This window comes from Kribbella sp. NPDC004138 (assembly GCF_053603655.1).
This window is the reverse complement of sequence record NZ_JBSGFZ010000004.1, coordinates 26,444-53,036: the sequence shown is the minus strand read 5'-3', so window position 1 is coordinate 53,036 and position 26,593 is coordinate 26,444. Positions and strand designations below refer to the sequence as shown.

General features: G+C 69.1%; 30 protein-coding genes. 18 read left to right on the top strand and 12 right to left on the bottom strand.

The window, feature by feature from the left end; translation table 11 throughout:
• The first annotated feature begins 42 nt into the window (after positions 1-42).
• A complete protein-coding gene (locus tag ACWEOO_RS06415) occupies positions 43-1,149 on the top strand; it encodes a YeiH family protein (RefSeq protein WP_452142101.1) in 1,107 nt (368 codons plus the stop codon).
• Positions 1,150-1,222: 73 nt separating this feature from the next.
• Complete coding sequence (locus tag ACWEOO_RS06410; protein ID WP_452142100.1) at positions 1,223-2,380, top strand: RNA-guided endonuclease InsQ/TnpB family protein; 1,158 nt, start codon at positions 1,223-1,225, stop codon at positions 2,378-2,380.
• 73 nt (positions 2,381-2,453) lie between these two features.
• On the opposite strand, the gene ACWEOO_RS06405 is transcribed toward ACWEOO_RS06410, so the two are convergent.
• Positions 2,454-4,265, bottom strand: a complete 1,812-nt coding sequence (locus tag ACWEOO_RS06405; protein WP_452142099.1) for a glycoside hydrolase family 2 protein — start codon at positions 4,263-4,265, stop codon at positions 2,454-2,456.
• A 296-nt stretch (positions 4,266-4,561) separates the two neighbouring features.
• Positions 4,562-5,014: a GNAT family N-acetyltransferase gene (locus ACWEOO_RS06400; RefSeq protein WP_452142098.1), complete on the bottom strand. Its 453-nt coding sequence runs from the start codon at positions 5,012-5,014 to the stop codon at positions 4,562-4,564.
• Between the two features lie 250 nt (positions 5,015-5,264).
• On the opposite strand from ACWEOO_RS06400, the gene ACWEOO_RS06395 reads away from it, so the two are divergent.
• The 3 genes from ACWEOO_RS06395 to ACWEOO_RS06385 all read left to right on the top strand — a co-directional run bounded on the left by ACWEOO_RS06395 (position 5,265) and on the right by ACWEOO_RS06385 (position 7,758).
• Positions 5,265-5,987, top strand: coding sequence for a TRM11 family SAM-dependent methyltransferase (locus ACWEOO_RS06395; protein WP_452142097.1), 723 nt, complete (start codon positions 5,265-5,267; stop codon positions 5,985-5,987).
• 171 nt (positions 5,988-6,158) lie between these two features.
• Positions 6,159-6,995, top strand: a complete 837-nt coding sequence (locus tag ACWEOO_RS06390; RefSeq protein ID WP_452142096.1) for a DNA-processing protein DprA — start codon at positions 6,159-6,161, stop codon at positions 6,993-6,995.
• A 178-nt stretch (positions 6,996-7,173) separates the two neighbouring features.
• On the top strand, positions 7,174-7,758 hold the full coding sequence (locus ACWEOO_RS06385; protein WP_452142095.1) for a hypothetical protein: 585 nt from the start codon (positions 7,174-7,176) through the stop codon (positions 7,756-7,758).
• Between the two features lie 11 nt (positions 7,759-7,769).
• Here the strand turns inward: ACWEOO_RS06385 and ACWEOO_RS06380 are convergent, their stop codons facing one another.
• Together ACWEOO_RS06380 and ACWEOO_RS06375 are read right to left on the bottom strand one after the other, a co-directional pair.
• Complete coding sequence (locus tag ACWEOO_RS06380; protein ID WP_452142094.1) at positions 7,770-8,639, bottom strand: amidohydrolase family protein; 870 nt, start codon at positions 8,637-8,639, stop codon at positions 7,770-7,772.
• Positions 8,640-8,683: 44 nt separating this feature from the next.
• Positions 8,684-9,193, bottom strand: a complete 510-nt coding sequence (locus ACWEOO_RS06375) for a MarR family winged helix-turn-helix transcriptional regulator (protein ID WP_452142093.1) — start codon at positions 9,191-9,193, stop codon at positions 8,684-8,686.
• A 149-nt stretch (positions 9,194-9,342) separates the two neighbouring features.
• On the opposite strand from ACWEOO_RS06375, the gene ACWEOO_RS06370 reads away from it, so the two are divergent.
• Positions 9,343-9,768, top strand: coding sequence for a Rid family hydrolase (locus ACWEOO_RS06370; RefSeq protein WP_452142092.1), 426 nt, complete (start codon positions 9,343-9,345; stop codon positions 9,766-9,768).
• 188 nt (positions 9,769-9,956) lie between these two features.
• Here ACWEOO_RS06370 and ACWEOO_RS06365 read toward each other — a convergent pair whose 3' ends face one another.
• The 3 genes from ACWEOO_RS06365 to ACWEOO_RS06355 are packed head-to-tail and all read right to left on the bottom strand — an operon-like array spanning position 9,957 to position 12,979.
• Positions 9,957-11,192: an ATP-grasp domain-containing protein gene (locus tag ACWEOO_RS06365; protein WP_452142091.1), complete on the bottom strand. Its 1,236-nt coding sequence runs from the start codon at positions 11,190-11,192 to the stop codon at positions 9,957-9,959.
• Between the two features lie 10 nt (positions 11,193-11,202).
• The gene (locus ACWEOO_RS06360) at positions 11,203-11,949 is read right to left on the bottom strand and encodes an esterase family protein (protein WP_452142090.1); all 747 of its coding nucleotides are present in this window, start codon (positions 11,947-11,949) and stop codon (positions 11,203-11,205) included.
• The gene (locus tag ACWEOO_RS06355; RefSeq protein ID WP_452142089.1) at positions 11,909-12,979 is read right to left on the bottom strand and encodes an alpha/beta hydrolase; all 1,071 of its coding nucleotides are present in this window, start codon (positions 12,977-12,979) and stop codon (positions 11,909-11,911) included. Before ACWEOO_RS06355 ends, ACWEOO_RS06360 begins: the two co-directional genes overlap by 41 nt.
• Positions 12,980-13,043: 64 nt before the next feature.
• Here ACWEOO_RS06355 and ACWEOO_RS06350 point away from each other — a divergent pair, with 64 nt between their 5' ends.
• A complete protein-coding gene (locus ACWEOO_RS06350) occupies positions 13,044-13,388 on the top strand; it encodes an MmcQ/YjbR family DNA-binding protein (protein ID WP_452142088.1) in 345 nt (114 codons plus the stop codon).
• A 2-nt stretch (positions 13,389-13,390) separates the two neighbouring features.
• Here the strand turns inward: ACWEOO_RS06350 and ACWEOO_RS06345 are convergent, their stop codons facing one another.
• Positions 13,391-14,488 carry a winged helix DNA-binding domain-containing protein gene (locus ACWEOO_RS06345; RefSeq protein ID WP_452142087.1) on the bottom strand — a complete coding sequence of 366 codons (1,098 nt, stop codon included), beginning with the start codon at positions 14,486-14,488 and terminating at the stop codon, positions 13,391-13,393.
• Positions 14,485-15,651, bottom strand: a complete 1,167-nt coding sequence (locus ACWEOO_RS06340) for an epoxide hydrolase family protein (RefSeq protein WP_452142086.1) — start codon at positions 15,649-15,651, stop codon at positions 14,485-14,487. The genes ACWEOO_RS06345 and ACWEOO_RS06340 overlap by 4 nt, the downstream gene beginning before the upstream one ends.
• 61 nt (positions 15,652-15,712) lie before the next feature.
• Between ACWEOO_RS06340 and ACWEOO_RS06335 the strand changes: the two genes are divergently transcribed.
• A complete protein-coding gene (locus ACWEOO_RS06335) occupies positions 15,713-16,717 on the top strand; it encodes a helix-turn-helix transcriptional regulator (RefSeq protein WP_452142085.1) in 1,005 nt (334 codons plus the stop codon).
• 148 nt (positions 16,718-16,865) lie between these two features.
• On the opposite strand, the gene ACWEOO_RS06330 is transcribed toward ACWEOO_RS06335, so the two are convergent.
• Positions 16,866-17,606 carry a response regulator gene (locus ACWEOO_RS06330; RefSeq protein WP_452142338.1) on the bottom strand — a complete coding sequence of 247 codons (741 nt, stop codon included), beginning with the start codon at positions 17,604-17,606 and terminating at the stop codon, positions 16,866-16,868.
• The gene (locus ACWEOO_RS06325; protein ID WP_452142084.1) at positions 17,603-18,961 is read right to left on the bottom strand and encodes a sensor histidine kinase; all 1,359 of its coding nucleotides are present in this window, start codon (positions 18,959-18,961) and stop codon (positions 17,603-17,605) included. Before ACWEOO_RS06325 ends, ACWEOO_RS06330 begins: the two co-directional genes overlap by 4 nt.
• Positions 18,962-19,137: 176 nt before the next feature.
• Between ACWEOO_RS06325 and ACWEOO_RS06320 the strand changes: the two genes are divergently transcribed.
• From ACWEOO_RS06320 to ACWEOO_RS06310, 3 genes are all read left to right on the top strand, one after another.
• Positions 19,138-19,863, top strand: a complete 726-nt coding sequence (locus tag ACWEOO_RS06320; RefSeq protein WP_452142083.1) for a M15 family metallopeptidase — start codon at positions 19,138-19,140, stop codon at positions 19,861-19,863.
• Positions 19,864-19,882: 19 nt separating this feature from the next.
• Positions 19,883-20,251 carry a hypothetical protein gene (locus ACWEOO_RS06315; RefSeq protein ID WP_452142082.1) on the top strand — a complete coding sequence of 123 codons (369 nt, stop codon included), beginning with the start codon at positions 19,883-19,885 and terminating at the stop codon, positions 20,249-20,251.
• A gap of 85 nt (positions 20,252-20,336) precedes the next feature.
• Positions 20,337-20,723, top strand: a complete 387-nt coding sequence (locus ACWEOO_RS06310; RefSeq protein ID WP_452142081.1) for a pilus assembly protein CpaE — start codon at positions 20,337-20,339, stop codon at positions 20,721-20,723.
• Here ACWEOO_RS06310 and ACWEOO_RS06305 read toward each other — a convergent pair.
• On the bottom strand, positions 20,720-21,424 hold the full coding sequence (locus ACWEOO_RS06305; protein ID WP_452142080.1) for a YqeB family protein: 705 nt from the start codon (positions 21,422-21,424) through the stop codon (positions 20,720-20,722). The two genes, ACWEOO_RS06310 and ACWEOO_RS06305, sit on opposite strands and share 4 nt — an antisense overlap.
• Positions 21,425-21,487: 63 nt before the next feature.
• On the opposite strand from ACWEOO_RS06305, the gene ACWEOO_RS06300 reads away from it, so the two are divergent.
• The 7 genes from ACWEOO_RS06300 (at position 21,488) to ACWEOO_RS06270 (ending at position 26,447) form a co-directional block, all read left to right on the top strand.
• On the top strand, positions 21,488-22,501 hold the full coding sequence (locus tag ACWEOO_RS06300; protein WP_452142079.1) for an ornithine cyclodeaminase family protein: 1,014 nt from the start codon (positions 21,488-21,490) through the stop codon (positions 22,499-22,501).
• Positions 22,501-23,913, top strand: coding sequence for an aromatic amino acid lyase (locus ACWEOO_RS06295; RefSeq protein WP_452142078.1), 1,413 nt, complete (start codon positions 22,501-22,503; stop codon positions 23,911-23,913). The genes ACWEOO_RS06300 and ACWEOO_RS06295 overlap by 1 nt, the downstream gene beginning before the upstream one ends.
• Positions 23,914-23,926: 13 nt before the next feature.
• Complete coding sequence (locus ACWEOO_RS06290) at positions 23,927-24,076, top strand: hypothetical protein (protein WP_452142077.1); 150 nt, start codon at positions 23,927-23,929, stop codon at positions 24,074-24,076.
• A gap of 144 nt (positions 24,077-24,220) precedes the next feature.
• Positions 24,221-24,850 carry a hypothetical protein gene (locus tag ACWEOO_RS06285; protein WP_452142076.1) on the top strand — a complete coding sequence of 210 codons (630 nt, stop codon included), beginning with the start codon at positions 24,221-24,223 and terminating at the stop codon, positions 24,848-24,850.
• A gap of 66 nt (positions 24,851-24,916) precedes the next feature.
• Positions 24,917-25,231 carry an ArsR/SmtB family transcription factor gene (locus ACWEOO_RS06280; protein ID WP_452142075.1) on the top strand — a complete coding sequence of 105 codons (315 nt, stop codon included), beginning with the start codon at positions 24,917-24,919 and terminating at the stop codon, positions 25,229-25,231.
• A complete protein-coding gene (locus tag ACWEOO_RS06275) occupies positions 25,228-25,707 on the top strand; it encodes an SRPBCC family protein (RefSeq protein ID WP_452142074.1) in 480 nt (159 codons plus the stop codon). Before ACWEOO_RS06280 ends, ACWEOO_RS06275 begins: the two co-directional genes overlap by 4 nt.
• Positions 25,704-26,447 carry an SDR family NAD(P)-dependent oxidoreductase gene (locus tag ACWEOO_RS06270; protein ID WP_452142073.1) on the top strand — a complete coding sequence of 248 codons (744 nt, stop codon included), beginning with the start codon at positions 25,704-25,706 and terminating at the stop codon, positions 26,445-26,447. The genes ACWEOO_RS06275 and ACWEOO_RS06270 overlap by 4 nt, the downstream gene beginning before the upstream one ends.
• The last annotated feature ends 146 nt before the right edge of the window (positions 26,448-26,593 follow it).

Below are 26,593 nucleotides of genomic sequence, written 5' to 3'. Positions count from 1 at the left end.
ACCTTCAATGTACGTACATTTCTCGCAGGAGGGGACCGGCTGGTGGTGCAGTTCGAGGTTAGGACACCTGACAGCCACCCCGCCGTCGCTACCGCCCACCGCCGCCTGGATCCGGTCGTACGGCGCCTGCGCGGCCTCGGGATCGTGCTGCTGGTGACCGCCGTGGCGGTGCCGCTCGGGCGCCTCGTACCGCTCGTCGGCGGGCCGGTCTTCGGGATCCTGCTCGGCGTGATCGCGGGCAGTGTGATCCCGGTGTTGCGCTCCGACGTCTGGCGTCCCGGGTACGACTTCGCCTCGAAGACACTGCTCCAGCTGTCGATCGTGGTCCTCGGGACCGGGCTGTCGCTGCAGCAGGTCGCCCGGGTGGGCGTCTCGTCGCTGCCGGTCATGCTCGGCACGCTGGCCCTCGCCCTCGGCGGTGCGTGGGTGTTCGGCCGGCTGCTCGGCGTCCGCGGTGACACCCAGACGCTGATCGGCGTCGGTACGGCGATCTGCGGCGGCTCCGCGATCGCGGCCGCGACCGCCGCGATCGGCGCCAAGCGCTCGTCGGTCGCCTACGCGCTGGCGACGATCTTCACCTTCAACATCGTCGCCGTGCTGACGTTCCCACCGCTCGGGCACCTGCTCGGCCTGAGCTCCGAGGCCTTCGGCCTGTGGGCCGGTACGGCGGTCAACGACACGTCGTCCGTCGTCGCGGCCGGGTACGCGTACAGCCAGGCGGCCGGCGACCAGGCGATCGTCGTCAAGCTCACCCGGTCGCTGACCCTGATCCCGATCGTGCTGACGCTGGCCGCGCTGAAGATCCGCCGCGAGAACCGCGCGGCGCGGGCCCTCGACGCCGTCGGCGGAGGGTCGTACAAGGGCGCCACGGCCTCGATCCGTCAGCCGCTGCCGTGGCGCAAACTCGTGCCGCTGTTCCTGATCGGCTTCGTCGCCGCCGCGGGCCTCCGCTCCGCCGGGCTCATCCCCGAGCACTGGCTGCCGGGCCTCAGCTTCACCGGCAGCCTCCTGATCACCGCCGCCCTGGCAGCGATCGGCCTGTCGCTCCGCCCGCGTGAGCTACGCGACGCAGGGCCCAGGCCGCTCCTGCTCGGAGCGATCCTCTGGGCCCTGGTCGCTGTCGGATCCCTTGGATTTCAATGGATCTAACATCATCTGTGACGTGGGCCGTAGGCGAGCGCCACCGACTGCGGTAACAGAGGGTATTGGTACGATCGCTGGCGTGAGGATCGTCGTCCAGGTGAAACTGATGCCGGATGCCGCCCAGGCACAGGCTCTTGCCGCAACTCTGCGGACGGTCAACGAATCGGCGAATTGGGTGTCGTCTGTCGCGTTCGAGCGGGGCGTTCCGCGCGAATATGAGCTTCGCAAGCACAGCTACACCAAGCTCAAAGCTGGTGGACTCGGGGCCCAGGCGGCACAGCACACCATCAAGAAGGTCAGCCACGCCTACGCGGCTCTGAAGGCAAACATCCGCGCGGGGAATCTCGGCAAACCAGGCTCGAGGCGCAGGTCGAACGCGGAATCCAAGCCGATCGTCTTCCGGCACGATGCCGCGCACCCGTTCGACGATCGGTGCCTGTCATGGCAGTACGACGCGCAGACCATCAGCATCTGGAGCACAGGGGGCCGACTGAAGGCGGTCCGCTTCCTCTGCTCGGCTGGTGCGCTCAAGATGCTGCGCAAGCATCGCAAGGGCGAGTCCGATCTGATCGAACGCGACGGCATCTTCTACCTGATCGCTGTCTGTGAGATCACCGAAGCCACGCAGTACGAACCCGACGGGTTCATCGGCGTGGACCTGGGCATCGCCAACATCGCGACAACATCCACAGGCTTCCGGGTTGCCGGCCGCAGCCTGAACAGGTACCGGAAGCGTCAGGTTGAGCTCCGCCGCAAATTGCAGGTCAAGAACACCAAATCTGCGAAGCGTCGCTTGAGGAATCGGCGCAGCAAGGAACGCCGGCACACCGCGAACGTCAACCACATCATTGCGAAGAAGATCGTGACCGAGGCTGAACGCACCTCACATGGGATCGCCCTGGAAGATCTGGGCGGCATCCGTCAGAGGGTACGGCTCCGCAAGCCCCAGCGGGTCATGGTCCATTCCTGGGCGTTTCGTCAGCTCGGTCAGTTTGTCGAGTACAAGGCACGCCGCGCAGGCGTCCCGCTGGTGTACGTCGATCCGGCGTACACCAGTCAGGAATGTGCCGAGTGCCATCACATCAACAAACAGAATCGGGTCGACCAGGTCCGATTCGTCTGCCGGTCGTGCGGGGTCGCTGCCCACGCTGACTGGAACGCTTCACGCAACATCGCCGCACGCGGCGAGGCTGCGTGGATCGCGGGGCGTGAGTCACGCGTCCCAGCCACCGTGTAGGTGGTCCGGACGGAGGGACCAACCCAGCAGCCAGCTGGGCGCTACCTCCAGGCTCGGCCTTTCAACGGCCGGGTCAAGCTGACTCCTTCTCGTAGGCCGCCTGGCGGTCCTGGACCGCCTTGATGCGCGGCACGTCGAGCTTGTTGCTGCGGTCGAAGTTGTAGATGCCGTTCTCCTCCTGGAAGACGTCGGTCAGCTGCGTGTAGCAGTAGCCGAACATCAACTCGTTGTCGAGGAGCGCGTCGACCAGGCCGGCGAAGCGGACGTAGAAGTCCTCCTCGTTCGCGACTCGCTGGCCGTAGCCCCACGAGTCCGCCGAGTTCCCGCTCTTCCCGGCGGCAGCCTTCTCGGCGTTCCACCAGATGCCGCCGAACTCGCTGCAGAAGTACGGCTGCCCGTCGTAGGCCAGCGAGATCGGCTTGCCTTCGGGGCCGCCGGTGTTGCCGTACGGCTTGTCGTTCACCAGGTCCGCCATCTGCTTCGCGAACTCGGCCGGGTCCTGCTCGTAGTTGTGCGAGTCCCAGACGTCGGTCTCCGGCACGCGGTGGCTGTAGCCGGACGCGTCCAGCACCGGGCGGCTGGTGTCGGCGGCCTTCGTGGCCAGGAACATCGCCCGGGTGACGTCGTCGAGCTGCGTGATCCGGTCGTGCAGCAGCTGGTGCGTCTCGTTCAGCGGGCACCAGCCGACGATGCTCGGGTGGCTGTAGTCGCGCTCGACCGCCTCGAGCCACTGCCCGACGTACGACGCCGTCGGCTGCTGGTTGTTCTCGCTGGTGTCGCCGCCCGAGCCCCAGTCGCCGAACTCGCCCCAGACCAGGTAGCCGAGCCGGTCCGCGTGGTACAGGAACCGCTCCTCGAACACCTTCTGGTGCAGCCGCGCGCCGTTGAACCCGGCCGCCAGGCTGAGCTCGATGTCGCGGACGATGGCCTCCTCCGACGGGGCCGTCATCAGGCTCTCCGGCCAGTACCCCTGGTCGAGCACGAGCCGCTGGAACACGTGCTTGCCGTTGATCAGGATCGCCTTGCCGTTGATGCTCACCGACCGCAGGCCGGCGTACGAGTCGGCGCCGTCGACGACGTTGCCGTCGGCATCGATCAGCTCGAGGCGGACGTCGTACAGGTGCGGGTCCGTGGTGTCCCAGAGGCGGACGCGGTCGGCCAGGACCTGGAGGGTGAGGCGCGGGGCGAGGTCGAGGTCGGCGCGGACCTCGGCGGCGGTGATCTCGCCGTCGGCATCCTTCAGGGTGGCCTTGATCTTGTACCCGGTCTTGTTCGCCGAGACCGGGACTTCGAGGTGGAAGCTGGAGCCGGCGACGTCCGGGGTGATCCGCGGCCGCTTCAGGTGCACCGTCGGGACCGCTTCGAGCCAGACGGTCTGCCAGATGCCGGTGGTGCGGGTGTAGAGGCAGCTGTGGTTGAAGTACAGCTGGCTCTGCTTGCCGCGGGCCTGCGGGCCGCGGTGGCTGTCGCGGGCGCGGACCACGATCGTCGCCTGCTCGCCGGGCCGGGCGACGTGACGCAGGTTCGCGCTGAACGGGGTGAACCCGCCGCGGTGCCGGACCACCTCCTCGCCGTTCACCCAGACGGTGGCGTCGTGGTCGACGGCCTGGAAGTGCAGGACGGCGTCCTTGCCGGCCCAGTCCGCCGGGATCGTCACGGTCGTGCGGTACCAGACCGCCTCCATGAAGTCGACGTCCTCGATCCCGGACAACTCGGTCTCCGGCGCGAACGGCACGACGATCCGCTGCGGGAGTTCGCGATCGCGCAGGCCGCGCTCCAGTCCGGAGTCCGACCGGTCGATCTCGAACTGCCACTCGCCGTTCAGATTCACCCACTCGGGCCGGACGAACTGCGGACGCGGGTACTCCGCACGAGGCTGTGACATGTGCTCTCCCGTGATGCTGGTCGATGGCGGGACGGCAGCACTTTACAACGTTGGAATGAGTCGGGCAACGGTCAGTTGCATCCTGCTCGGGCGTTGGTCAGGGCGCGATGCAGAGCGCGGCGTTTGAGGAGGCCGGTGGCCAGGTCGATGCGCGTCGACCGTCACGCCCTGCTCGGCGAACCACCTGGAGTTGCGTCCCGCGCCGCGGCCGACGTCCGGAACACGCGCGCCGGCGAGTTCCCCAGAAGTCCTCGCTCGTTCCGGTCGACCAACGGGCGTCCCGTCACCGCCCGGTTCTACCGGATTTCCTTTGCGTAGCAGTGGGTTCCGGGCTGGCTTACGTACTTTCCCCAAGGCTCGGTGGGGGTGTAGCCGCTCGATTCGTACAGCGCAATCGCCTCCGGCTGGAGGTGGCCGGTGGTGAGACGGAGAGTGGGGTGCCCGGCCGCGCGCGCCGCCTCCTCCAGACCGGCCAGGAGGGCGCGGGCGTATCCGCGTCCACGGGCTCCCGGGGCGACGTACATCCGCTTCACCTCGGCGTCGCCGGGGTGCTCGGTGTCCGCGCCGAAAACCTGCACGGCGCCGCATCCGACGGCACGGCGCTCGTCGTCGAGCACCACGAAGTACCGCGCCCCACCCTTGACCTGCGACCGCCCCTCGGCCCCATACCGCCCAACAAGCTCAGCAAACGCCCCCGCCAGGAGCACCCCCAGCTCGACGTCGTCCGCTACCCGCTCCTCAACCCTCACGCCAGCATCCTAAAAGCGGATGAACTCGCCCGGCGCGTGGATTACAGTGCCGAGCGATGCAGCGTTCCTGAAGGTGTAGGTACGTCGGCGGGCTCTGCGGGAGTCGGCCTGCTGTGACGTGCCTGCGCCGCGCTTCGACCGTTCTGTCGATCGCGAGCCTTCAGGAGACACGTTGTCCTGCAGCACCGAGCACCTTGTCCTGCACACCATCGACGGCGCAGCCGACCTCCTCGTCGAGGAACTCCGGGCCATGCGTATGATCCGATCGATCCGTCAGACGTCGGTCACCACCGTGGAGTGCGCGGTCGACGGACCGTTCGACGAACTCGCCGACTGCGGCCTGTTCTCGACGGCTGCTGCCGACCGCGGGCAGGTGGTGGCGGGGATCGGGCAACGGCTCGGGCGGCCGGAGCGGTTGCCCTGGTCAACCAATTTGATCGTCGCCGAGGTCCTCGTTCGCCTGGCCAAGATTCGGCCCGGCGATCGCGTCCTGGACCCGTTCTGCGGCACCGGGACGATGCTGCGGGCCGTACGGCGTCGTGAGCCGTGCGCGAGTGTCGTCGGGACAGACCACGACCCGCGGGCACTCGTGATCGCGGCCCGCAACGGTGCACACGGCTCCCTGGCGCTCGCGGCCGCGACAGCGCTCCCGCTTGCCCCCCGCACCGTCGACCGCGTCGTCGCGAACCTCCCGTTCGGCAAGCAGGTCGGCAGTCATCGAGCCAACCGCATCCTCTATCCAGCCGCACTCGAGGAGATCGCCCGAGTGCTTACGACTGACGGCCGCGCGGTAGTACTCACTGAGGACAAGCGTCTGCTCCGCGCCGCGATCGAGCAACAGAAAGCGTTGAAGCTCGTCCGGGACCGCCTGCTCAGGTACAACGGCGCCGCCCCGACCGCCTACGTCCTCACCCGGACCCGTCGATCAAGAACCAGCCGTACGCGATTCACGACCCAGCGACGATCACCCTGAACTGTCGGTGGACGGTGGGAGATTCCTTGTACACGACAGGCAGGGAGGTGGGGAGTGCAGACTCCACAGTGGCGGCTGGCCTACGCTGGCCGTATGACAGGGGCAGCTGAGGAGCACATCGCACTTGTCGCGTTGCTCCGCACCCTTGCCAAGGGTGAGCGGTGGGCGACCGTGACCGAGCGGGTTCTGGAGCGTGGAAGTGCCCGCGCGATGTGGCACGAAGAGACTGCGGATGCTCTGGTCCCCGACCCTTCGCTGGCCGCGGAGTTCGAGTTGGCGACACGGGACGTGAACGCATGGATCGCGGCAGGACGCCAGATGGTCGGCATCCTCGATGACTCGTACCCGACTCGGCTGCGCGAGATCCATCAGGCGCCCCCGTTCCTGTTCGCTGCTGGGACACTTCTGCCGGATGATCCCGCGATCGCGGTCGTGGGATCCCGCAGGGCAACTGCGCGCGGTCTCGACATCGCCGGCTCGATCGCATCCGCTCTCGCCGGTGAGGGCATCACCGTACTCTCCGGCCTTGCTGCAGGGATCGATGCGGCCGCGCACACCGCTGCGCTGGAGGCCGGCGGCCGGACAGTGGCGATCATCGGCACCGGTATCGCCCAGCAATACCCGGCTGCCAATCGTGCCCTCCAACTCGAGATCGAGCAGCGCGGCCTGGTTCTCTCGCAGTTTTGGCCTGAGGCGCCACCGCAGAAGCACAACTTCCTGATGCGGAACGCCGTCATGTCCGGATACGGTCGCGCCACGGTGGTCGTGGAGGCCGGTGAACAGAGCGGCGCTCGCGCTCAGGCACGCATGGCGGTCGAGCACGGGCGCCCTGTGGTCCTGACCGATCAGGTGGTTGCGGCGAACGAATGGGCGAGGAACTTGGTCGGGCGGCCGGGGGTTCTCGTCGCGGGCGGCATGGTTGAAGTTATGGACCACGTACGCCGCGCACTCGATCGCGAGGACAAGGTCGACAGACTCTTGGACGACCTGGCAGGCGCCGGTCTGTGACCGACCCGCGTGTCAAGCAGGTTCAGCGTGCGCTCGTAGCAACCGCCGGTGGATTTCTCCGGAATCCTGGTGGAGCAGGGACTTGTTCACGCTGCCTGACCCGACGATCCCAGGACCTCTCTGCCCCGACTGTCGGTACGCGGCGACTGTCCACGGTGGGCCGGATCTGCTCGGGTTCATGACGTATGCCGGGTATCTCGACCCGATCACGCAGTCCGGCCACGTGATGCGCGGGTACAAGAACCCCGCGATCCCGAAGGGAAGCCACTGGCAGACCGTAGCGCTTCTCGCCGCGCTCGGCCTCGTCGGACACGTTGCGTGCCCGGGCCGACTACTCGGTGTTCCCATCTCGGCCTGGGCGACTGTTCCCTCCCTTCCCCCGAAACGCCACCCGGCTGTTCACCCGCTCAACGAGATGGTGAGTCAATTGACCCGCGTGGGAGCCCAGGAGGTCGTGTTGACTGCGAATCCGCTCGCGACCAGCCCCCGCGCGATCGACGCCGACCATTTCGCCGTCTCCGACAACTCTGCCGAAGGCCACCATGTGCTCCTCATCGACGACACATGGACAAGTGGGGGGCACGTCACATCCGCGGCTCTGGCGCTGCAGGCTGGCCGCGCCAGCCACGTGTCCGTGCTGGTGCTCGCCAGATGGCTCGCTCTGGGATGGCAGGCCACCACCATCGGCTGGGCAAAGGAACGTCTCGCCGGCCGCGACTTTCAGCCGGAGATCTGTCCGTGGACCCACGGCCACTGCCCCTGATGACCCAGTTCCTATTGGCAACCCAGGAGGCGGGCCCCGTTCTCGTAGCAAACCGCGCGCAGCCAGTCGTCGCCCAATGCGAGAGCCTCGAGTGAGGCGAGTTGGACGGCGTACTCGTAGGGGATGTTGGGGAAGTCGGAGCCGAGGACGATGCGGTCCTGGAGGTCGGCCAGGCGGGGGATCAGGTCGCGGGGGAAGGGCATCATCGCTTCGGTGAAGGGGGTCAGGGCCATGGTGGTGTCCAGGTGGACGTTCGGGTACGACGTGAGCGCCAGGTGCTCGGCGTACTCCGGCATGCCGAGGTGGGCGATGACCGCGGTCAGCCTTGGGTGCCGCCGCAGGACCTCGCCCATCGGCCCCGGGCCGGTGTGCCGGCCCGGGATCGGACCGGAGCCGCAGTGGACGACGACGGGTACGCCGGCCTCGGCCAGTTGGCCCCACACGTCGTCGAGTTCGCCGGAGCGCGGGTCGTAGTCGCCGACCTGGACGTGGACCTTGAAGATCCGCGTCCCCGACTCCAGAGCCGTGCGCACATAGTCGGCCGCGGAGGGCTCAGGGAAGAACGTCCCGCTCGGCACACAGCCAGGTGTCACGGCCGCGAAGTCCCGCGCCCACGCGTTCAACGAGGCCGCCATTCCGGGCTTGTGCGGATAGACGAGCGCCGGAAACGCGCGCACCCCCAGCGAATCCAGTGTTTTCAGCCGCTCCTCCACCGAGGTCCGGTAGGTGATCGGCCACTCCGACCCGTAGTGCGACGACGCCTGGTCGAAGTACGCCCAGACCGCGTTCAGCACCCGGTCCGGCAGGAAGTGCACATGCACGTCCACCAGCCCGTCCAGCCCGAGCCGCCGCCACCACGCCGGTACCTCCGCATCTCGCACGAGCCCAGCCTAGACATCCCGTACGGCGCGCCCCGCGCACCGGATCACCCGAAGTCGGCCGGGACGATCCGGAGCTTCTCCGCGATCCGGGTGAGCGCCTTCTGGTCGGTCGCGCTCAGCGAGTCGAGGACAGTACGCCGTACCGACCGCAGATGCGTCGGCGCTGCTGCCTGGACGAGTGCGAAGCCGGCGTCGGTGACTTCGGCGAGGGTGTAGCGACCGTCGGTGGGGTCGGGGGTGCGGATGATCCAGCCGCGCTGTTCACAGCGTTTAACGACGTTGGACAGGCGGGAGAGTGACCCGCTGGCGAGGAAGGCGAGCTCGCCCATCCGCAGTTTGCGATCCGAGGCCTCCGAGAGGTGGCTGAGTACGAGGTACTCGAAGAGCGTGAGTCCGTGCTCCTGCCGCAGCGGTGACTCCAGCTTGCCGGGCAGCAGCAGGACGATGGAGATCAGCCCTGTCCAGGCCGCCTTCTCCTGCACGTCGAGCCACCGCAGCTCCCGGTCGTCATCGTGTCCGCAGGTGCCCTTCACGGATGCTGCCGTACTGCTCATGACCTGTTGCCACCTCCGGGAATACCATCGATCACTTCATGCTTGAAGTAACCAACGCTAGGATCGCTTCAAGTGTGAAGTTATCGAAGTTCAGGCGTGAACTCATTCAAGCGCACAACACGGCCCTCTGAACAGGAAGCAGAAGCAGCATGAGCACTGTCACATTCGGTGTCACCCCGGGGTACGGCGAGAAGCTCAACCAGGCCCTCGGCTACAGCAGCGCCGTCCGCGTCGGCGACCGCGTCGAGATCTCCGGTCAGGCCGGGGTCAACGACGACCTGGTCGTCCCGGATTCTCTGGAGGACGAGATCGTCCAGGCGTTCGACAACGTGGAGCGCACGCTCGCGACGGTCGGCGCGACCTGGAAGGACGTCATCCACGTCAACTCGTACCACAAGGTGGCGCCCGGAGAGGACGTCATCGGTGACGACCACAACAAGGTGATGGCCGAACAGTTCCGCCGGCGTCTCGGCGGACGCGCACCGATCTGGACCGAGACCGGCGTCACCGTCCTGGGCCTCGCCGAGATGCGCGTGGAGATCCGAGTCACCGCGATCGTCGGCTCCGGCACCTGAGTCGGCTCCGCAACTGAACAGCCCATGGCGGCGAGCAGGAACGACGCGGTGATCGCGACCGGGCCGACCTGGATGCTCTTCCAGCTCACCGCCTTCAGCGGCGCTCTGTGTTTGCCGACGCTGAGCCTGCGCCGGGTGAAGCGGCTGGAGGACCGCGGGGTGATCAGCGGCCCTCAGGAGAGTTGCCGTCAGCCGTTCTGGTCGGCCAGCCAGAGGTTGGTGAGGCCCTTGAAGTGGGCGAAGAACTTCTCGTGTTCGTGGGTCGGGTAGGTCGCGGTGACGGTCTCGCGGAGCAGGCGGTCGAAGTCCGGGCCGGCCACCCAGTCCCGGACCCGCAGGTCGAAGTCGCCCAGGTGCGAGGCGCACCATTCGTGGTACTTCGCGGTTTCGAAGTGCTCGTCGGCGAGTGCGAGGTACCCGTTCAGCTTGGCCTCGTAGTCGAGCGACTCGTCGTCCGCGATCTCGAAGTACCGCTCGGTGTGCAGGTCCACCGACGAGCGGCGACCGGTCGCCAGGCAGAAGACCGACCACTTCACCAGCGCGCTCAGCGCCCACGGGAAGTAGTAATGCAGGGACGTGACCGCGACGTCGGGGCAGGCGTTGGCATAGTCGATCGGGTGCACGGCGTCGCCCTTGACGAGCATCTCGCAGGAGTTGAACTCCCAGCCGAAGAACGCGTTCACGATCCGGCTGATCGCGACCGCCTCGTGGCCGGCGGACGGGCTGAGGAAGTCGTGCGAGACGGCGTACCGGTTGTGCATCGGCTCGTCCGGCCGGAAGTCCATCACCATCGTCTCGGCGCCGATCGACAGCGCCCGCGCGAACTTGTCGTACTCGATGGTGGCCTGCAGGTGCATCAGCATCTCGCCGGACTGGTCGTAGGCCTGGTGCAGGTCGACCTTGTTGTTGATCCGGGACACGCCGCGCCAGCCGCCGCCGTCGAACGGCTTCATGTACAGCGGGTACCCGAGGTCCTCGGCGATCGCGTCCAGGTCGAAGGGCCGGTTGTACGTCGCCGACGTGTACGCCCAGCGCACGTTGTCGACCGGGTTCTTGTACGGCACCAGCACGGTCCGCGGGATCTTCAGCCCGAGCCGGAGCATCGCGCAGTACGCCGAGTGCTTCTCCATCGACTGGAACGTGAACGGCGAGTTCAGCAGGTAGGTGCCGTTCATCAGCGCGGCCTTCTTCAGCCACTCGCGCGGGTGGTAGTACCAGTACGCGAGCCGGTCGATCACCAGCCCGACCCGGACCGGGTCGTTCAGGTCGAACGGCTCGATGGTCAGCCGGCGGGACCCGAACTCGTGCTCGCGCCCGTCGATCGTCACCGGCCCGACCCGCTGCAGCAGCGCCTCGAACGCCTGCGGCCAGTCCTCCTCGGCCCCGAGCAACAACCCGATCAGATGACGCGAACGATCACTCACGTGAGTCTCCTCAGCAGAATCGGGGCAGATGGTGGGCGATCTGCTGCCGCCACCAGGGCCAGTCGTGTGCTACGTCGTACCCCCACAGGTCCAGCTCATGCGGGATGCCTTTGTCCTTCAGTACGGCGGCCGTGGCGCGGGCCGACGGCAGGGAGCCGGTCGGGTGCGTCTCCCAGTCGCCCTGGCCGACGGTGAGCAGGATGAACAGCCGGCTCCGCAGCCACTCCAGGTGGTCGCCGGACAGGTTGGGCAGGTAGTCGGCCGGGTTGTTGAAGTACGTCGCGTCGCCGCGCTCGCCCCACGCGTGCCAACTGGCCGCGTCGTAGTTGCCCGACTGGCAGATCGCGATCGGGAACAGGTCGGCGCGCTTGAACGCGAAGTTCAGGGCGTGGAACGCGCCCAGGCTGCAGCCGGTGGTGATGATGTCGCTGACGCCCGGTGAGTCCGATCCGATCGTCGGCACCACCTGGTCGACGATCCAGGACTCGTACAGCTCGTGCCGGCGGGCCCGGTCCTCGAGCTGGATGCTGCGGTCCGACCAGCTCACGTGGTCGTAGGAGTCGACGCAGTACAGCTTCACCCGGCCCGCCTCGATCAGCGGGGCGACCGCGTCGACCATGCCGTTGTTCTCGTAGTCCCAGGCGCGTCCCTGCTCGCTCGGGAAGACCAGGACCGGCCGGCCGTAGTGGCCGTACCGGATCACGGTGCCGCGGCGGTCAAGCCCCGGCGCCTCCAGCTCGACCTGTTCCCGTTCCATCAGCCCCACCCCAGGTCTGTCGCAGTAGCTCCGTCAGATCAGGATCCAGCACATCCCGCCACGCTGTGAAGTTGTGCATGTCGGGAGTTTCGTCGAGCGTCGCGTCCAGTCCGAGTCCGGCCAGCCGGGCGGCCATCACCCGGTTGTTGTGCACGTTCTCCTCGGTGGTCCCCGCGGTCATCGCGATCCTGGGGGTGCTCGGCGCCGTGGTTGCCGTCAGCACCTGCTCGACGAACCCGGTCACCTCGGCGTAGAACTCGAACCCGGACTCCTGCGGGTCGGTCTGCGGCGTGAAGAACGACCCCGACTGCAGGAACAACGCGGAAAACGTGTTCGGAAACTGCCATTCCGCGTGCAGCGCCGCGAGCGCCCCGAGGCTCGCGCCCATCATCACGGGCCGCCGGCTCTCGTACTGCTCCCGCACGGCCGGTACGACGTGCTGAGTCAGCGCCTCCGCGTACTGCGGGTTCGCGGCGTACCAGAGGTTGCGGGACGTCGGCCGGAGCAACGCCAGCCGGAACGGCGGCAGCGCACCGGAGGCGACCATCGCGCCGGCGTAGTGCGTCAGACCGGCGTACGACGCGAACTCGGGCCCGTCGTGGGACAGCAGCAGCGGCAGCTCGAACGTCGGCGCGATCCCGTCCGGCGCCCACACCTGGACATCGACCGGGCCGACCGGCGAGTCGACGGCGAGCGGCGTCAGCGTCGACGGAAGCGGCGGTACGGCGATCCAGGCCGGCTCGACGTATCCGGGCAGCGGCAGCCACGAGTGGTCGCCGAACGCGCCGCCGACCACCCGCGGGTTGGTCGGGTCCGTCCGCATGCCGAGGTCGGCGATGTCGAACAGGTACTCCATCCGGTGCACCGAGGGGCGCGGCAGCCGCAACTCCCAGCCGTAGTCGACGGGTTTGAACTCGAGCAACTCCGCCGCGAGCCCCAGCTCCTGCCACAGACGGACGCCCGTGAACGCATGCGCGGTGTCGCCGAGGCGGAAAACCACCTCGGCACCTTCGACTGCGCTCACGACCATCCGACCACCGTACCCACGGAAACACTGACAACAGCTGTCAGCAATGAGGTTCTATCGTAGGAAGGTGGTCGATCTCACCGATATCCGCGACATCACCGCCGACCTCCCGCGCAGCTACGAGGTGCTGGTCCGCGACCAGATCAAGTTCCGCGTCGGCCAGATCGTCTATCTCGCGGTCTCTCGCGACGAGCAGACGATCGGCATCGGCTTCCCCCGCGAGGAGCGGGCCGCCGCGCTCGCCGCCGAGCCCGACAAGTTCTTCCCGCCGCGCCCCTCCGACGAGCGCTACCAGTGGATCCAGGTCCGCCTCGCGGCACTCGACCGCGAGGAGCTCCGCGAGCTGATCATCGACGCCTGGGCGCTGTGCGTCCCGAAGAAGGTCCGCGCCGAGTTCTTCGGCACCACGTAGACCTAGGACGTCACCACCACCGGCGTGTCCTTGCTGCCGATCAGGCCGAGCAGCGCGATGGCTTCGGCCTCGATCGCGTCTCGTACGGCGGGGGTGACCGGCGCGTGCGTGGTGACCCGCAGGGTCGCGTCGGCGCCGCGGTGGTGACGCCAGTCGGCCGCGTAGTCGCCGTCGATCAGGACCGTGCCCATCGCGGCGCCGTTGCCGGGCGGCAGTGGCACCGCCCGCTTGAACGGATTCACCCGCCGCCGGTCCGCGTGCGACAGCAGCAGGTTGTCGAACTCCGGCAGGAACCGGATCGGCGCGGGCGTGTCCGCCGCCGGCAGCGGCCCGTCGGGTACGTCGAACAGTTCCCGCCCGTCCTCGTCGGCGTACAGGCGCAACCCGGGCCGGAGCCGGTCCACGACCTCACGCAACTTCGTCAGCCCCGACCACATCTGGACGTCGGCGACACTCGCCGGACCGAACGCCGCCAGGTACCGCAGCACCAGGTCGTCGATCGACGGATTCGTGATCGGCGCCCGGCCGAGCCAGCTCTCGATCGTCTGCAGCGCCGCCGGACCGGTCTCACCCCAGACACCGCGGGGTGTCACCTGGACGGTGCCGGCCAGATAGCTGACGGCGTACGCCATCGCGTTCGCGTCCCAGTCCGGCCAGCGCTCGCCGAGCACCTCCCGGAGCTGGCTGCGGCTGTACGGCTCCCGGCTCATCAGATCCGTGCCGAACGCAACGACCGCGTCGATGTCGGCGCCGGCCAGCTGCTTGCCGAACGCGCCGCGCAGGCCGCGGTCCGCGACCGGATGCACGAGGCGCCACATCATCAGGCAGTCCTCGGCGGTGACGAGGTGGATCGTGGACCGCAACAGCGAGGCACGAACGGCCTGCCGTGAGGTCATCAGCGTGGACAGCTCGGCCGGGTCGAAGCCCTCGAGCCTCGACCACAGCGCGACGTACGCGGCCAGCGGGGCCTGCGCCTGCATCCCCACCAGCCGCTCGATCAGTTCGGCGACCGGTCCGCTCTCGCGGCGCAGCAGCTGCTGACGCTCGAGGGTCGCGCGGTTCAGGTCCCGCCGGCTCAGCACGCGGATCGATGCGTTCATCGGGCAAGCGTACGGAAGAAGGCGCGCACGTCCTCGACGAGCAAGTCGCCGCACTCCATCGCCGGGAAATGCCCGCCGACGGTGAAGTCCGACCAGTGTGCGACGCGACGCTCCGGATCGGCGATCCGGCGAACCACCGGGCTGCTGTTGAAGACCGCCCAGCCGGACGGCACCGTCGACTGCGCACCCCAGCCGAGATCGGAGTGCGCCGCCTCGTAGAGGAACCGGGCAGCGCTCGCACCCGCACGGCAGAACCAGTAGATGCTCACCAGCGTCAGCAGCTGGTCCCGATCCACCGACTCCTCGGGCGACTTCGCCGGATCCGTCCACAGCTGGAACTTCTCCGCGATCCACGCCAGCTGGGCGACGGGTGAATCGGTCAGCCCGGCAGCGATCGTGTCCGGCGTGTGGTTCTGCAGATCCAGGTAGCCACGTCCCGCCTGCCAGACTGCCTTGGCCTCCTGGACGACCGCCAGGTCCTGCTCGTCGAGATCGTCCGGCAGCGGGACGAACTCGCCGGCCAGGCTGAGTGTCCCCCGGTCGCTGTTCACGTGCGTGCCGATCACCCGGTCGGGCACGGTGGCGCCCAGATGCCCGGTGATGCCGGCGCCGATGTCGCCGCCCTGAGCGCCGAACCGCTCGTACCCGAGCCGGGTCATCAGCTCGGCGAACGCGGCCGTGGTCCGCCCCAGCTCCCAGCCGCCGCCGGACAACGGGGTCGAGAACCCGAACCCCGGCAGCGACGGCACGACCACGTGGAAGGCGTCGGCAGCGTCGCCGCCGTACGCGACCGGATCCGACAGCGGCCCGAGCAGCCGCAGGAACTCGACCGCCGACCCCGGGTAGCCGTGGGTGATCAGCAACGGCGTCGCATCCACCTCGGGGGAGCGGACGTGGAAGAAGTGGATCACCTGACCGTCGATCTCGGTCGTGTACTGCGGATAGCTGTTGAGCTCCTGCTCCGCCTTCCGCCAGTCGTACGACGTCCGCCAGTACTCGGCCAGGTCGTACAGGTAGCCGCCGGGGATACCGCGGCTCCAGTCGTCGCTGTCGCCCGGGACCGGACGCGGCCGGCGGGTGTGCTCGAGCCGGAACGTCAGGTCGGCCAGCTCGGCGTCGTCGATGTCGATCAGGAACGGGTGGATCTCCGGTGTGTTCGTCATGATTCGACCGTAGAAGCCACTGCGGAAGACTTCCTTCCGCAATGTGCGTCATTCTGGAGAAATGCTGAACACGTCCGCTCGTCTGCTCCGGTTGCTGTCCCTGCTCCAGACCCGCGCGCTGTGGACCGGTCCCGAGCTGGCCGAGCGGCTGGACGTCAGCACCAGGACGATCCGCACCGACATCGACCGGCTGCGGCAGCTCGGCTATCCGGTGGAGGCCGCGCCCGGTCTCACCGGTGGCTATCGGCTGGGCGCCGGCGGCGCGCTGCCACCGCTGCTGCTGGACGACGACGAAGCGGTGGCGGTCGCGATCGGGCTGCGGACGGCCGCCAACGGAGGCGTGGAGGGCATCGGCGAGACCTCGATCCGGGCCCTGGCCAAACTGGAGCAGGTGCTGCCGCCACGGCTGCGCCATCGGGTGAGCGCGATGCAGTCGGCGACGCTCGCCGTACCGGCGACCGGGCCGAAGGTGGACGCCGACGTGATGATCGCGATCGCGGCCGCGATCCGCTCCGAGCACCGGCTGCGCTTCGACTACGCGAGCCACGACGGGAGCGCGAGCAGCCGCGAGGTCGAGCCGCACCGGCTGGTCGTCATGGGACGCCGTTGGTACCTGATCGCCTGGGACCCGGACCGCGACGACTGGCGGACGTTCCGCGCCGACCGGATCACGCCGAAGATCCCCGGCGGTCCGCGGTTCACGCCCCGGGAGCTGCCGGAGGCCGAGGTCACCGCGAGGTTGCAGCGCGGCGTCGGCACGGCGACCTGGCGGTACGTCGCCCGCGTGCTGCTGCACGGGCCGGCCGCCGAGATCCGCGCCAAGCTGCCGTTGCCGGTGGAGATCGAGGAGCTCGGCCCGGACCGTTGTCTGATCCGGCTCGGCTCCGACACTCCGCAGATGCTGACGCTCTATCTGGGGCTGCTGGACGTCGACTTCGAGGTCCTCGACGCGCCCGAGCTCTCGGCCGCGCTCCTCGCGCTGTCCGATCGTCTTCGCCGGGCGGCTCTTTCGGGTGCCCCTGGCAACGACCGGTCATCCTCTGGTAGTAGTCCGGAACCATCCTGACGGCCGATGGGTACGGCGTCTGCGCGACGCACCCTGGAATCATGACCGGGGACTTCCTGCCGCAACGCCGCAAGGCGTCGGTGCTCAGCCAAGCCGTGACCGTCGTGATCCTGCTCGCCGCCGCCGCGGTCGGCCTCTGGCTGTTCGCCTAGGTGTCCCAGCGCACGTCGGCCTCGCCGGGCCGGACCACGCCCGCTTCATAGGCGACGACGACGGCCTGGACCCGGCTGGACAGGCCGAGCTTCGACAGCACCGAGCTCACGTGGGTCTTGACCGTGGTCTCGCTGACGAACAGCTTGGTCGCGAGGTCGCGGTTCGACAGACCGCGGGCCATCCAGACCAGGATCTCGCGTTCCCGTTCGCTCAGCTGGGACAGCAGTCCGGCCCAGCGGGCGTCCGGTCGCGATGGCGCGCTGACCGCCGTACCGCCGTCGACTTGGCGCTCCAGCTCCATGCAGCGCTCCAGCAGCACCCGGGTCGAAGCCGGGTCGACGAGCGAGTCGCCGCGGTGCACCGCCCGGACGGCAGACACCAGAAGATCCGGGTCGGTGTCCTTCAGCAGGAACCCGGACGCTCCCGCGCGGACCGCGGCCAGCACGTACGCCTCGTCGTCGAACGTCGTCAGCACCAGGACGGCGGGCCGCGCGCGCCCGGTCTCCCGGTTGGCGCTGGTGATCTGCTCGGTGGCGACCAGACCGTCCATCACCGGCATCCGGATGTCCATCAGGACAACGTCCGGGTCGTGCTGCTCGATCAGCCGGAGCGCCTCCTCGCCGTTCTCGGCCTGCGCGACCGTGGTCAGGTCCGGCTCGTGGTCCAGGATCATCGCCAGGCCCATCCGGATCACGCCCTGGTCGTCGGCCACCAGGATCCGGATCGGCTCGCTCACTTCTGCGGCGGCAGCCATGCCTGCACTCTCCATCCACCCAGGGGGCCGGCCGCGACGGCGAGCGTGCCGCCGACCGCTGTGGCCCGTTCCCGCATCCCGATCAGTCCGTTGCCGCGGCCGCTCTCGTTGCGGCGCGCGGTCTCCAGCACGTTCACCGGCGGCGGCCCGCCGTTCCCGTTGTCGTCGATGGTCAGCAGCTCGCCCTGCGGACCACTCTGCCAGGTCACCTTCGCCGCGGTCGCCTTGGCGTGCACCATCACGTTGGTCAGTGCTTCCTGGATGATCCGCACCGCGGTCAGGTCGGTGGCCGACGTCAGCTGCCGCTGCCGCGGCGGAAGGTCCATCGTGACGTCGATCCCGACCGCCTTCAGCCGTTCACCCATCCGCGCCACATCGGCCAGGTCCGGCACCGGCGCGGTCCCGCCGCCCGAGCCGGTGTCGCCGGCGATCTGCGGCGAGGCCGTGTTCAGCACCCGGACGGTCTCGCGCATCGCGGTCAGCGCCTCCTTGCCGCTGGCAATGATCCAGCGGATCGCCTCCCGCAGGACCTCGGGTCGCTCGTCGGCCACCCGGTCCGCGGCCTGCGCCCGGATCACGACCGCGCTCACGTGGTGCGAGATCACGTCGTGCAGGTCGCGGGCGATCCGGGTCCGCTCGGCCACCGCGGCCCGCTCCGCCTCGACCGCGCGCAGCCGGACCAGCTCGGCGTTGCGCTGCTCGAGCAGTGCGACGGACTTGCGGCGCCGGCGCGCGTCCGCACCCAGCAGCACCATCCCGCAGATCAGTGCCTCAGCGAACACGAACAATGACACGTCGATGTACGAGTACAGGCTCGGCACGTCCCGCGGGAGGCTCCGGTACCGGTCGCCGTACAGGATCGCCCGGTTGACGCGGCTGAGGACGATCGCGACCACGGTCGGCAGCCCGATCATCAAGCCGGCCAGGCTGCCCATCGTGAAGAACAGACACGTGAACCGCCGGACGCCCGCCGACGCCGCCAGGTACCCGACGACGAGCAGCGGCACCAGGTGGATCTCGGACTGCAGCGCCGCGTCGCTGATCTCGGGCTGGCCGAACATCGCCAGGCCGAGCTGCGCCGCCAGGCCGGTGCCGACCGCGGCATACAGGAACGGGTAGAGGAACGAGACCGTGACGAGCATCGTGCGCGGGACCCGGCGGACGAACGCGACGGTGGCGACCAGGAACACGCCCGTCACCACCGACACCGCCGGGTTGTGCGGGCGCAGACCGGTGCCGTTGACGAGGTTCAGCGTGACGAACCAGACCAGCCCGATGACCGCAGCGAGCAGCACATCCTGCTGCCCCTGCGACAATCGGCGCCAGATACTCTTCACGTCGCCCAGGGTAGTCAGCCTGTGTTCGCCAAAGCTTCATCTGCCCGGACGGGCGCGCGCTCCAACTTTTGGAGGAGGCTCGGCGTCCGAACTGATACTCAGGGGCTACAGATGGGGCATCAGAACGGTCCCTGGGACCGATGTGCCCGCCGCCCCGATCCGAAAGGCTGTACCCCATGAGTGACGACCTGCCGCCGCGCCGGGACGGTGCGGCGCGGACCCGGTTGCTGTCCGTGATCGGTGTGGTCGGGGTCGGTGCGGTCGCCGGATCGTTGCTGCTGTGGCACGGGCAGGTCACCGACGTGCTGGGCCTCGGTGCGGACAAGACGCCCGTGGTGTCGACAGTCGGCGCACCCGCGATCGGTGAACCGCCGACGACGCTCGTCACTCCGACGCCGTCGCGCCGTACGACGGAGACGCCGGCGACCCCGACGACTCCGCCCAGGACCGCGACGACTCCCACCAAGAAGCCGACACAGAAGCCCACCAAGAAGCCCGCGAAGATCTCCCGTGAGGAAAGCATCGACGGCCTCTCGCCGACGCTGAAGAAGCGGCTGACGAAGGCGATCGCGGCCGCGAAGGCCGACGGCGTCACGATCCGGATCACCTCCGGCCGGCGCAGCGCGGCGAAACAGCAGCGGCTGCTGAACGAGGCGATCGAGAAGTACGGCTCGTACAAGGCGGCGACGCGCTGGGTGCTGCCGCCGAAGTACTCCGCCCATGTGCAGGGCAAGGCCGTGGACATCGGTCCGACGGCCGCCATGACCTGGCTGAACAAGAACGGCTGGCGGTACGGCGTGTGCCGCCGGTACGACAACGAACCCTGGCACTTCGAGGCGCTCACAACGCCCGGCACGAAGTGCCCGCCGCGCGAACCGCACGCGGTGGCCAAGGCAGATTGATTACTAGGGGGAACTTCGAATGACCATGACCTACGCCCAGCCCTTGACCCGGCGCTACACGCGCGCCCGGCTCGCCGTACCCGCCCTGTGGCGCCAGGTGATCCGGACCGGTGACAAGACGGAGCACACGATGCCGGAGCCGGATCGTTCCGCGTACACCCAGCTGGAGATCTACGACGGCATCCTGGCCGCGTTCGAGCGTCGCGACGAGGTGGCCGCTGTGCTGCGGGCCGCCGCCGACCGCGCGACCGCCGTACGTCGCCTGCGTGACGAGTTCGGGCTCAGCCATCTGCAGGCGACCGCGCTGATCGACCTGCCGCTCACCACCGAGTGCCGCGACCGCATCGCCCACCGTGCCGAGGAGCTCCGCACCGCCCTCGAGCGCTGACCCGCGTCCTCCGCGCGAGCCGCGTCTCGGTGGTGGCGGCTCGCGTGGACCTGCGCGGTTTGCCCGCTGTGGGGAGGATGGAGGGGTGATCACGATCGAGCAGGCCGGACGACTGCGCAAGGCCGGGGTGCTGTGGACGCCCTCGGCCGGGGATCGTTTCGTCGTACCGGACCGCGACATGGACGAGGACGTGTTCGTGGTGAGCGACATGACCGTCGAGGTGCACGACTACCAGGGCAGCAAGGTGATCGGCTTCAACGGCACCACCGAGTGGGCCCTGGACAGCATCGAGCAGCGCGAAGTCATCTGGCTTCCGCGCGAGGAGCAGCTGCGCGCCCTCCTCGGCCCGCACTTCCGGTCCCTCGAAGCCACGCCTGACGGCTACCGGGTCAATCTGACCAGCGGTTCCTGCACTGCGGACGACGCCGAGCAGGCCTACGCCGAAGCGGTCCTCGAGCTGCTGGATGCCTAGCCGGTGGCGCGCCAGTACTGCTTCTTGTCCTTGTCCTTGACGCTGTAGCCGAGGCCCGCGAGCTCTCCGCGGAGCTCTCGCAGGTCGGCCTTGCCCTTGTCGCCCTGGTCGAACGCCTTGGAACGGGCCCTGAGCAGCGCGTTGGCCGCTGGGGAGAGATCCGGGTCTGCCTCGACCCAGCGGCGGAACTCGGACGCGTGCGGGTCGCCGGCCTCCGACCACGGGTAGCCGTGCGCGCGGAACGCGGCGGCGATCTTCGGACTCTCGGACGTGAACTGGTCGTGCTTCTCGCGGGCCAGTTCCTTCGACGACGCGTCCTGCAGGACGATCTCCTTGCCGTCCAGGAACGCCACCGCGACCTTCACCCGCGGCACGGTGACGGTGGTCTGGTTCTTCAGGAACTCCACCGACTGGCCGGTGATCGTGACCTTCAACGTGTCGTCCAGCGCCATCCCGGCGAGCAGGACACCGCCCACGAGCCCGACGGCCACGCAGATCACCACGACCCACCAGCCGTCCCAGGCCGCGATCAACCGCAACGGTCCCTGGAACGGCACCCACTCGCGACCCTCCGCCCACTCGGCGATCCGCGGCAGGAACAACCCGAGCGCCAGCCCTGCCAGCGGCAGCCCGCCGAACAGCAATGCCTTGTCCCCGGCGGAGTGCCCGATCACCGTGCGATCCGCAGTCGTCGACCCCATGGCACGAACGTAACGTGACGGCGTGAAACTAAAGTATCGACCGACGGCAACCGAAGGAGCCACGTGACGAACGGGATCTGGCTGCGGTTCCTCAGCGGTCCGGACATCGACGGGCTGGGGCTGACTCGGCGGGAGATCGTCGACGCCGTGGAGGACGCGGTCCGCGAGCACGGCGAGGGGCGGACCAGTTTCGAGCCGCGCGTGCACCTCACCCCGGACAACGGCGGGATCGGGCACTTCAACATCCTCCGCGGGCACCTCGACGGCCTCGGCGAGCACGGGATCTCCGGCGTGAAGGTGGTCGGCGACTTCGTGCCGAACTACCGCAAGGGCCTGCCGAGCGAGCTCGCGATGGCGACCCTGTTCGACCCGACCACCGGCGTACCGCTGGCCGTTCTCGACGCGACCATGATCACCGCGGCCCGGACCGGTGCGATGACGACCGTCGGCGCCCGCCACCTGGCCCGGCGGGACAGCAAGATCCTCGCGCACGCCGGCGCCCGCGGCACGGCCTGGTGGAACGTGACCATGCTCGACGACCTCTTCGATCTCGACGAGATCCGGGTGACGTCGCGGCGGCCGGAGTCGCGGGAGAAGTTCGCGGCGGACCTGTCCGCGGAGCTGACCACGCCGGTACGGGTGTGTGCGACCGCGGCGGAGGCTTTCGACGGCGCCGACGTCCTGGTCGAGGCGACGCGGCTCACCGAGCCCGAGCCGCTGCTGCGTACGGCGGCGGTGCGGCCGGGCGCGTTCGTCGTACCGTACGGGACCGTGTCGGCCGTTGAGCTCGACCTGCTCGACGTCATCGACAAGGTCGTGGTGGACGACTGGCGCGAGGCGCAGTCCGGGCGGTTCGGGTCGCTGCGCCGGCACGTGGACAGCGGGCGGCTGTCGCCGGAGACGCTGTACGCCGAGATCGGGGAGATCGTGGCGGGCCGCAGACCCGGTCGCGAGAACGATGCCGAGCGCAACCTCTTCTGGCATCGCGGCCTGTCCTTGCTGGACGTCGCGATCGCCCACCTGATCCTGCGCCGCGCCGAAGCCGCCGACGCCGGCACGATGCTGCGGTTCCACTGATGATCGTCGACGATCCCGCCGACCTGGACCCGGCGAGCCCGGAACCGATCGAGTTGGCGCCGGCCCTCCTCGAGCGCCTGGCCGCGATCCGCGGCGCCGCGCTGGAAACGCTCCGGTCCGGCGAGCCTGTGTACGGCGTGAACACCGGCATGGGGAACCTCAGCAAGATCCGCCTGACCGAGACCGAACAGCGCGTCCACCAACACAACCTGCTGCTCGGCCGTGCGGTCGGCGGCCCGCCCTGGCTCCCGCCCGACGAGGCCCGCGCTGTCCTGATCGCCCGCCTCCGCACCTTCCTCACCGGCGACGCTGCGGTCTCTGTCGACCTGATCCATCAGTTGGTGGCCCTGATCAACAGCGGCTTCACGCCGGCGATCCCCGCCGAGGGCGCCGGGTCCGCCGGCGAGATCATCCCGCTGGCCCACGCCGCGGGCCCCTTGGTCGGCCTCGGATGGGTTCACGACGGCCCGGGCGTGCGGTCCGCGGCCGGGGTGTTGCCGGGGCTCGAGCTGGGGGCGAAGGAGGGGATCGCCTTGCTGGCGGGTATCCCCGGTGCGACCGGGCGCGCGGCTCTGGCCGCGGATCGTGCGCGGAAGCTTGCTGATCAGCTCACGGCCGTGGGGGCGGGGGCGATCGCGGTGGTCGGGGCCGGCCGGGATCCGTACCGCCGGGCCGCGGGGCGTGGGGACGACATACTGGCGGCGGAGTTGGCGCGGCTGCGGGAGCTCGCGGGTCCCGAGGCGGAGCCGCGGAGTCTCCAGGCGCCGGTCTCGTTCCGCGTGGCGGGACACGTGGTGGCGCATGCGCGGCGCACGGTGGAGCAGTTGGACGGCGCGATCGAGCGAGCGTTCAGCGGCGTGACGGACTCCCCGGCGTACCTCGACGGCGAGTTCGTGAGCACCGCCGGTTTCCACGGGATCGAGCTGGCGGCGTACTGCGATCACCTGACTGCTGCGTTGGCGCACGCCGCGGAGGTCTCGGCCGCGCGGCTGCACCGGCTGCTCGACCCGGCGGTCACAGGCCTGCCCGCGCAGCTCGCCCACGATCCCGGTCCGCAGGCGGGCCTGGTCGCCGTCCACAAACGCGCCGTCGCCACCACCCACCAGCTCCGCCGCCTGACGTTGCCGACGGCAATCAGTACGGCGGAGACGTCCAACGGCCAAGAGGACGTCCAGACCTTCTCCTGGGAAGCCGCCGGCAACCTCCTCGAAGCAGTCCGCCTGACCCGCACCACCCTCGCCTGCGAACTCCTCGCCGTACGCCAAGCCTTCGCCCTGTCCACCCGCCAAATCCCGCCAGGCCTCCAGAACCTGATGCACTCGGTCGACGCCGCCATCCGCCCAATCACCACCGACCGCCCCTTCGGCGAAGACCTGACCAGCCTGCTGACCAACGTCATTCACTTCAACTGAGGAGGGGTGCCTGGTGAGTCGAGAGTTCTACTCTCACGCGCGGTTGTACGACCTGATGTTTCCGGGTGGCGGCCTCCAACTCGTCGACCGCCTCGGCGACTGGTCCGGCAGTCCGTTCGCCGCCGGTGCGTCGCTTCAGCTCTGCATCTGCCAGTCCGCGTGACAGGCCCCTCCTCGCTCCGCTCGGTGCGGGTTGATCGGAAAAGCCAGTCGACACGCACTTCGTGGTGAAGCTGCAAGTAGCTCGCGTGGGGTCTGTGTCGTTGGCATGGTGCGAGGGTCGTGTCGGTGGAGTGGAGGAGTTCTCTTGAAGCGGTTCGTGGCACCGCCGCACTGGCCGATTCCGCCCCGGCGCCACTGGATCCCGCCGGAAAGCTGGCGTCCGGATCCGTCCTGGCCGCCGGCGCCGCCGGGCTGGCACTTCTGGCGTGACGGCAACGGCAGGGCGGTGCTCGGCCCGATCGGCCGGTACGGCGCTCCGTCCCGCCGGGCCGCGTACGCCGGGGCCGCGGCGCTGCTCGTCTTCCTCGCGGTGAACATCTGGGCGGTGTCCGTGATCGGCCTGTTCGGCGGCGGATCGGACGACCCGGCGGCCGTCACGTTCGTGGCGGAAAGCCCGTCCGCCGGTCCGCCGGCCAGTTCGACGCCTCCCGTCGTACAGCAAACGCCACCGCGGACGATCGTGGTGCCGGAGAAGGCCGCGACGTCCCGGCCGGCCAAGCGGCCGACCCCGCGCCCGACCCGGACGTCGACCACCATGACTCCCGAGCGGAGCGCGCCGACGCCGACCCGCGCGACCGTCAGTACGCCGGTCACGCCGTCGCGTCCGACCAGCCGCCCGTCGACCCGGGAGCAGATCCTCCGGCAGTACTGCATCGACCGTGGCATCGACCCGTCCTGGTGCGAGCCGGCCAACTGGGAGCACCGGCGCCCTTGACGCCGGCCGGGGTCGGTGCGCATTCTTAACCACATGGTTCTGAAACCAGTTGGTTATGAAGATGGGTTGACCGGTGTCTTCGCGGCGCTCGCCGACCCGACCCGCCGGGCGATCCTGACCCGGCTGAAGGGCGGCGACGCGACGGTCGCGGAGCTCGCGGCGCCGTTCAGCATGTCGCAGCCGGCCGTCTCCAAGCACCTGAAGGTGCTCGAGCAGGCCGGTCTGATCAGCCGTTCGCAACGCGCGACTGCCCGGCTCAGCCACCTCGAGGCGGAGCCGCTCCGGGCGGCCGTCGGCTGGTTGATGGACTACCGCGGCTACTGGACGGAGAGCTTCGACCGTCTGGACGACCTGCTCGACGACCTGCAGGGGGAGTCGTGAAGATCGTCGTCGAGCCGGGCGTGCCGCAGGTCGTCGTCGTCCGGGAGTTCCGTGCGCCGCGGGACCTGTTGTTCCGCGCGTACACCGAGCCCGATCTGGTGAAGCGCTGGCTCGGGCCGGCCGGGCTCGAGCTGGTCGTGAACCAGCTCGACCCGCGGCACGGCGGGCGCTGGCGGTGGACGCACTACGACAGCGACGGCAAGGGCTACGCCTTCCACGGGCTGTACCACGGGTCGCCGACGCCGGAGCGGATCGTGCAGACGTACGAGTTCGATCAGGCGCCCGGCATCGTCTACCTGAATCTGATCACCTTCGACGAGGCCGACGGGGTCACCACCTTGACGCAGAACACCGTGTTCTTCGCCGTCGAGGACCGGGACCTGTACGTCGACGGCGGGATGGAGCGCGGTCTCCGCGCCTCGATGCGGAACCTCGACGCCCTCGTCACCGAACTGGCCGAGGAGGCCCACTCATGATGCTCGAGAACAAGTCCGCGGTCGTGTACGGCGCGGCCGGACCGATCGGCGGCGCGGTCGCGAAGGCGTTCGCCGCCGCGGGCGCGACCGTCCACCTCGCCGGACGGACGGCGGATCGCCTGGAACGGGTCGCCGCCGAGATCCGCGCGAACGACGGCAAGGCCGAGATCGCGGTCGTCGACGCCCTCGACGAAGCCTCCGTCGACGAACACGCCGCCACCCTCGACCGGATCGACATCTCGTTCAACCTGATCGGCCACCGGCAGTACTTCGGGAAGCCGCTGATCGACCTGTCGCTCGCCGAGGTCGAGGAACCGGTCCGGAACATGCTGCGCACGTACTACCTCACGTCCCGCGCGGCCGCCCGGCGGATGATCGAGCAGGGCTCCGGCGTGATCCTGACCTTCGGCGGGTACGGCGACCCGGCGCCGAACCTCGGTGCCTTCCAGGCCGGATTCGGCGCCGTCGAGGCGCTGCGGCGGACGCTGGCCGCCGAGCTCGGCCCGCACGGCATCCGGGTGCTCACGCTGCAGACCAACGGCATCCCGGAGTCGAACCCGGACACCTACCCGGAGGACTTCCGGCGCGAGGTCGCGGAGCACACCGCCGCCCAAACGATGCTGAAGCGCGCCGCCACCCTTTCCGACGTCGGTGCCGCCGCCGTGTTCGCGGCCTCCGACCTCGCCCGCTCCATCACCGGCACCGCCTTGAACATCACCGCCGGCGCGGTGGTCAACTAGTGCCGTCGCCAGAGAGGTTCAGGTTGTTACGCGGCGCCGAGCTCGTGGCGCGAGTCAACTGGGGAGCCGCTCCCACTGCCCGTTTCGCTGACGCGCGCGGGACGGTGTCGCCACGTCGCGGTGGGCTGAGACAAGCCGTGGTGTCT

What these genes read in the sequence shown, in the direction of transcription:
- ACWEOO_RS06405 (WP_452142099.1), bottom strand. Translation starts at nt 4,265, where the DNA reads ATGTCACAGCCTCGTGCGGAGTACCCGCGTCCGCAGTTCGTCCGGCCC.
- ACWEOO_RS06395 (WP_452142097.1), top strand. Translation starts at nt 5,265, where the DNA reads ATGCGTATGATCCGATCGATCCGTCAGACGTCGGTCACCACCGTGGAG.
- ACWEOO_RS06385 (WP_452142095.1), top strand. Translation starts at nt 7,174, where the DNA reads ATGACGTATGCCGGGTATCTCGACCCGATCACGCAGTCCGGCCACGTG.
- ACWEOO_RS06375 (WP_452142093.1), bottom strand. Translation starts at nt 9,193, where the DNA reads ATGAGCAGTACGGCAGCATCCGTGAAGGGCACCTGCGGACACGATGAC.
- ACWEOO_RS06370 (WP_452142092.1), top strand. Translation starts at nt 9,343, where the DNA reads ATGAGCACTGTCACATTCGGTGTCACCCCGGGGTACGGCGAGAAGCTC.
- ACWEOO_RS06360 (WP_452142090.1), bottom strand. Translation starts at nt 11,949, where the DNA reads ATGGAACGGGAACAGGTCGAGCTGGAGGCGCCGGGGCTTGACCGCCGC.
- ACWEOO_RS06355 (WP_452142089.1), bottom strand. Translation starts at nt 12,979, where the DNA reads ATGGTCGTGAGCGCAGTCGAAGGTGCCGAGGTGGTTTTCCGCCTCGGC.
- ACWEOO_RS06345 (WP_452142087.1), bottom strand. Translation starts at nt 14,488, where the DNA reads ATGAACGCATCGATCCGCGTGCTGAGCCGGCGGGACCTGAACCGCGCG.
- ACWEOO_RS06340 (WP_452142086.1), bottom strand. Translation starts at nt 15,651, where the DNA reads ATGACGAACACACCGGAGATCCACCCGTTCCTGATCGACATCGACGAC.
- ACWEOO_RS06335 (WP_452142085.1), top strand. Translation starts at nt 15,713, where the DNA reads ATGCTGAACACGTCCGCTCGTCTGCTCCGGTTGCTGTCCCTGCTCCAG.
- ACWEOO_RS06320 (WP_452142083.1), top strand. Translation starts at nt 19,138, where the DNA reads ATGAGTGACGACCTGCCGCCGCGCCGGGACGGTGCGGCGCGGACCCGG.
- ACWEOO_RS06315 (WP_452142082.1), top strand. Translation starts at nt 19,883, where the DNA reads ATGACCATGACCTACGCCCAGCCCTTGACCCGGCGCTACACGCGCGCC.
- ACWEOO_RS06305 (WP_452142080.1), bottom strand. Translation starts at nt 21,424, where the DNA reads ATGGGGTCGACGACTGCGGATCGCACGGTGATCGGGCACTCCGCCGGG.
- ACWEOO_RS06295 (WP_452142078.1), top strand. Translation starts at nt 22,501, where the DNA reads ATGATCGTCGACGATCCCGCCGACCTGGACCCGGCGAGCCCGGAACCG.
- ACWEOO_RS06270 (WP_452142073.1), top strand. Translation starts at nt 25,704, where the DNA reads ATGATGCTCGAGAACAAGTCCGCGGTCGTGTACGGCGCGGCCGGACCG.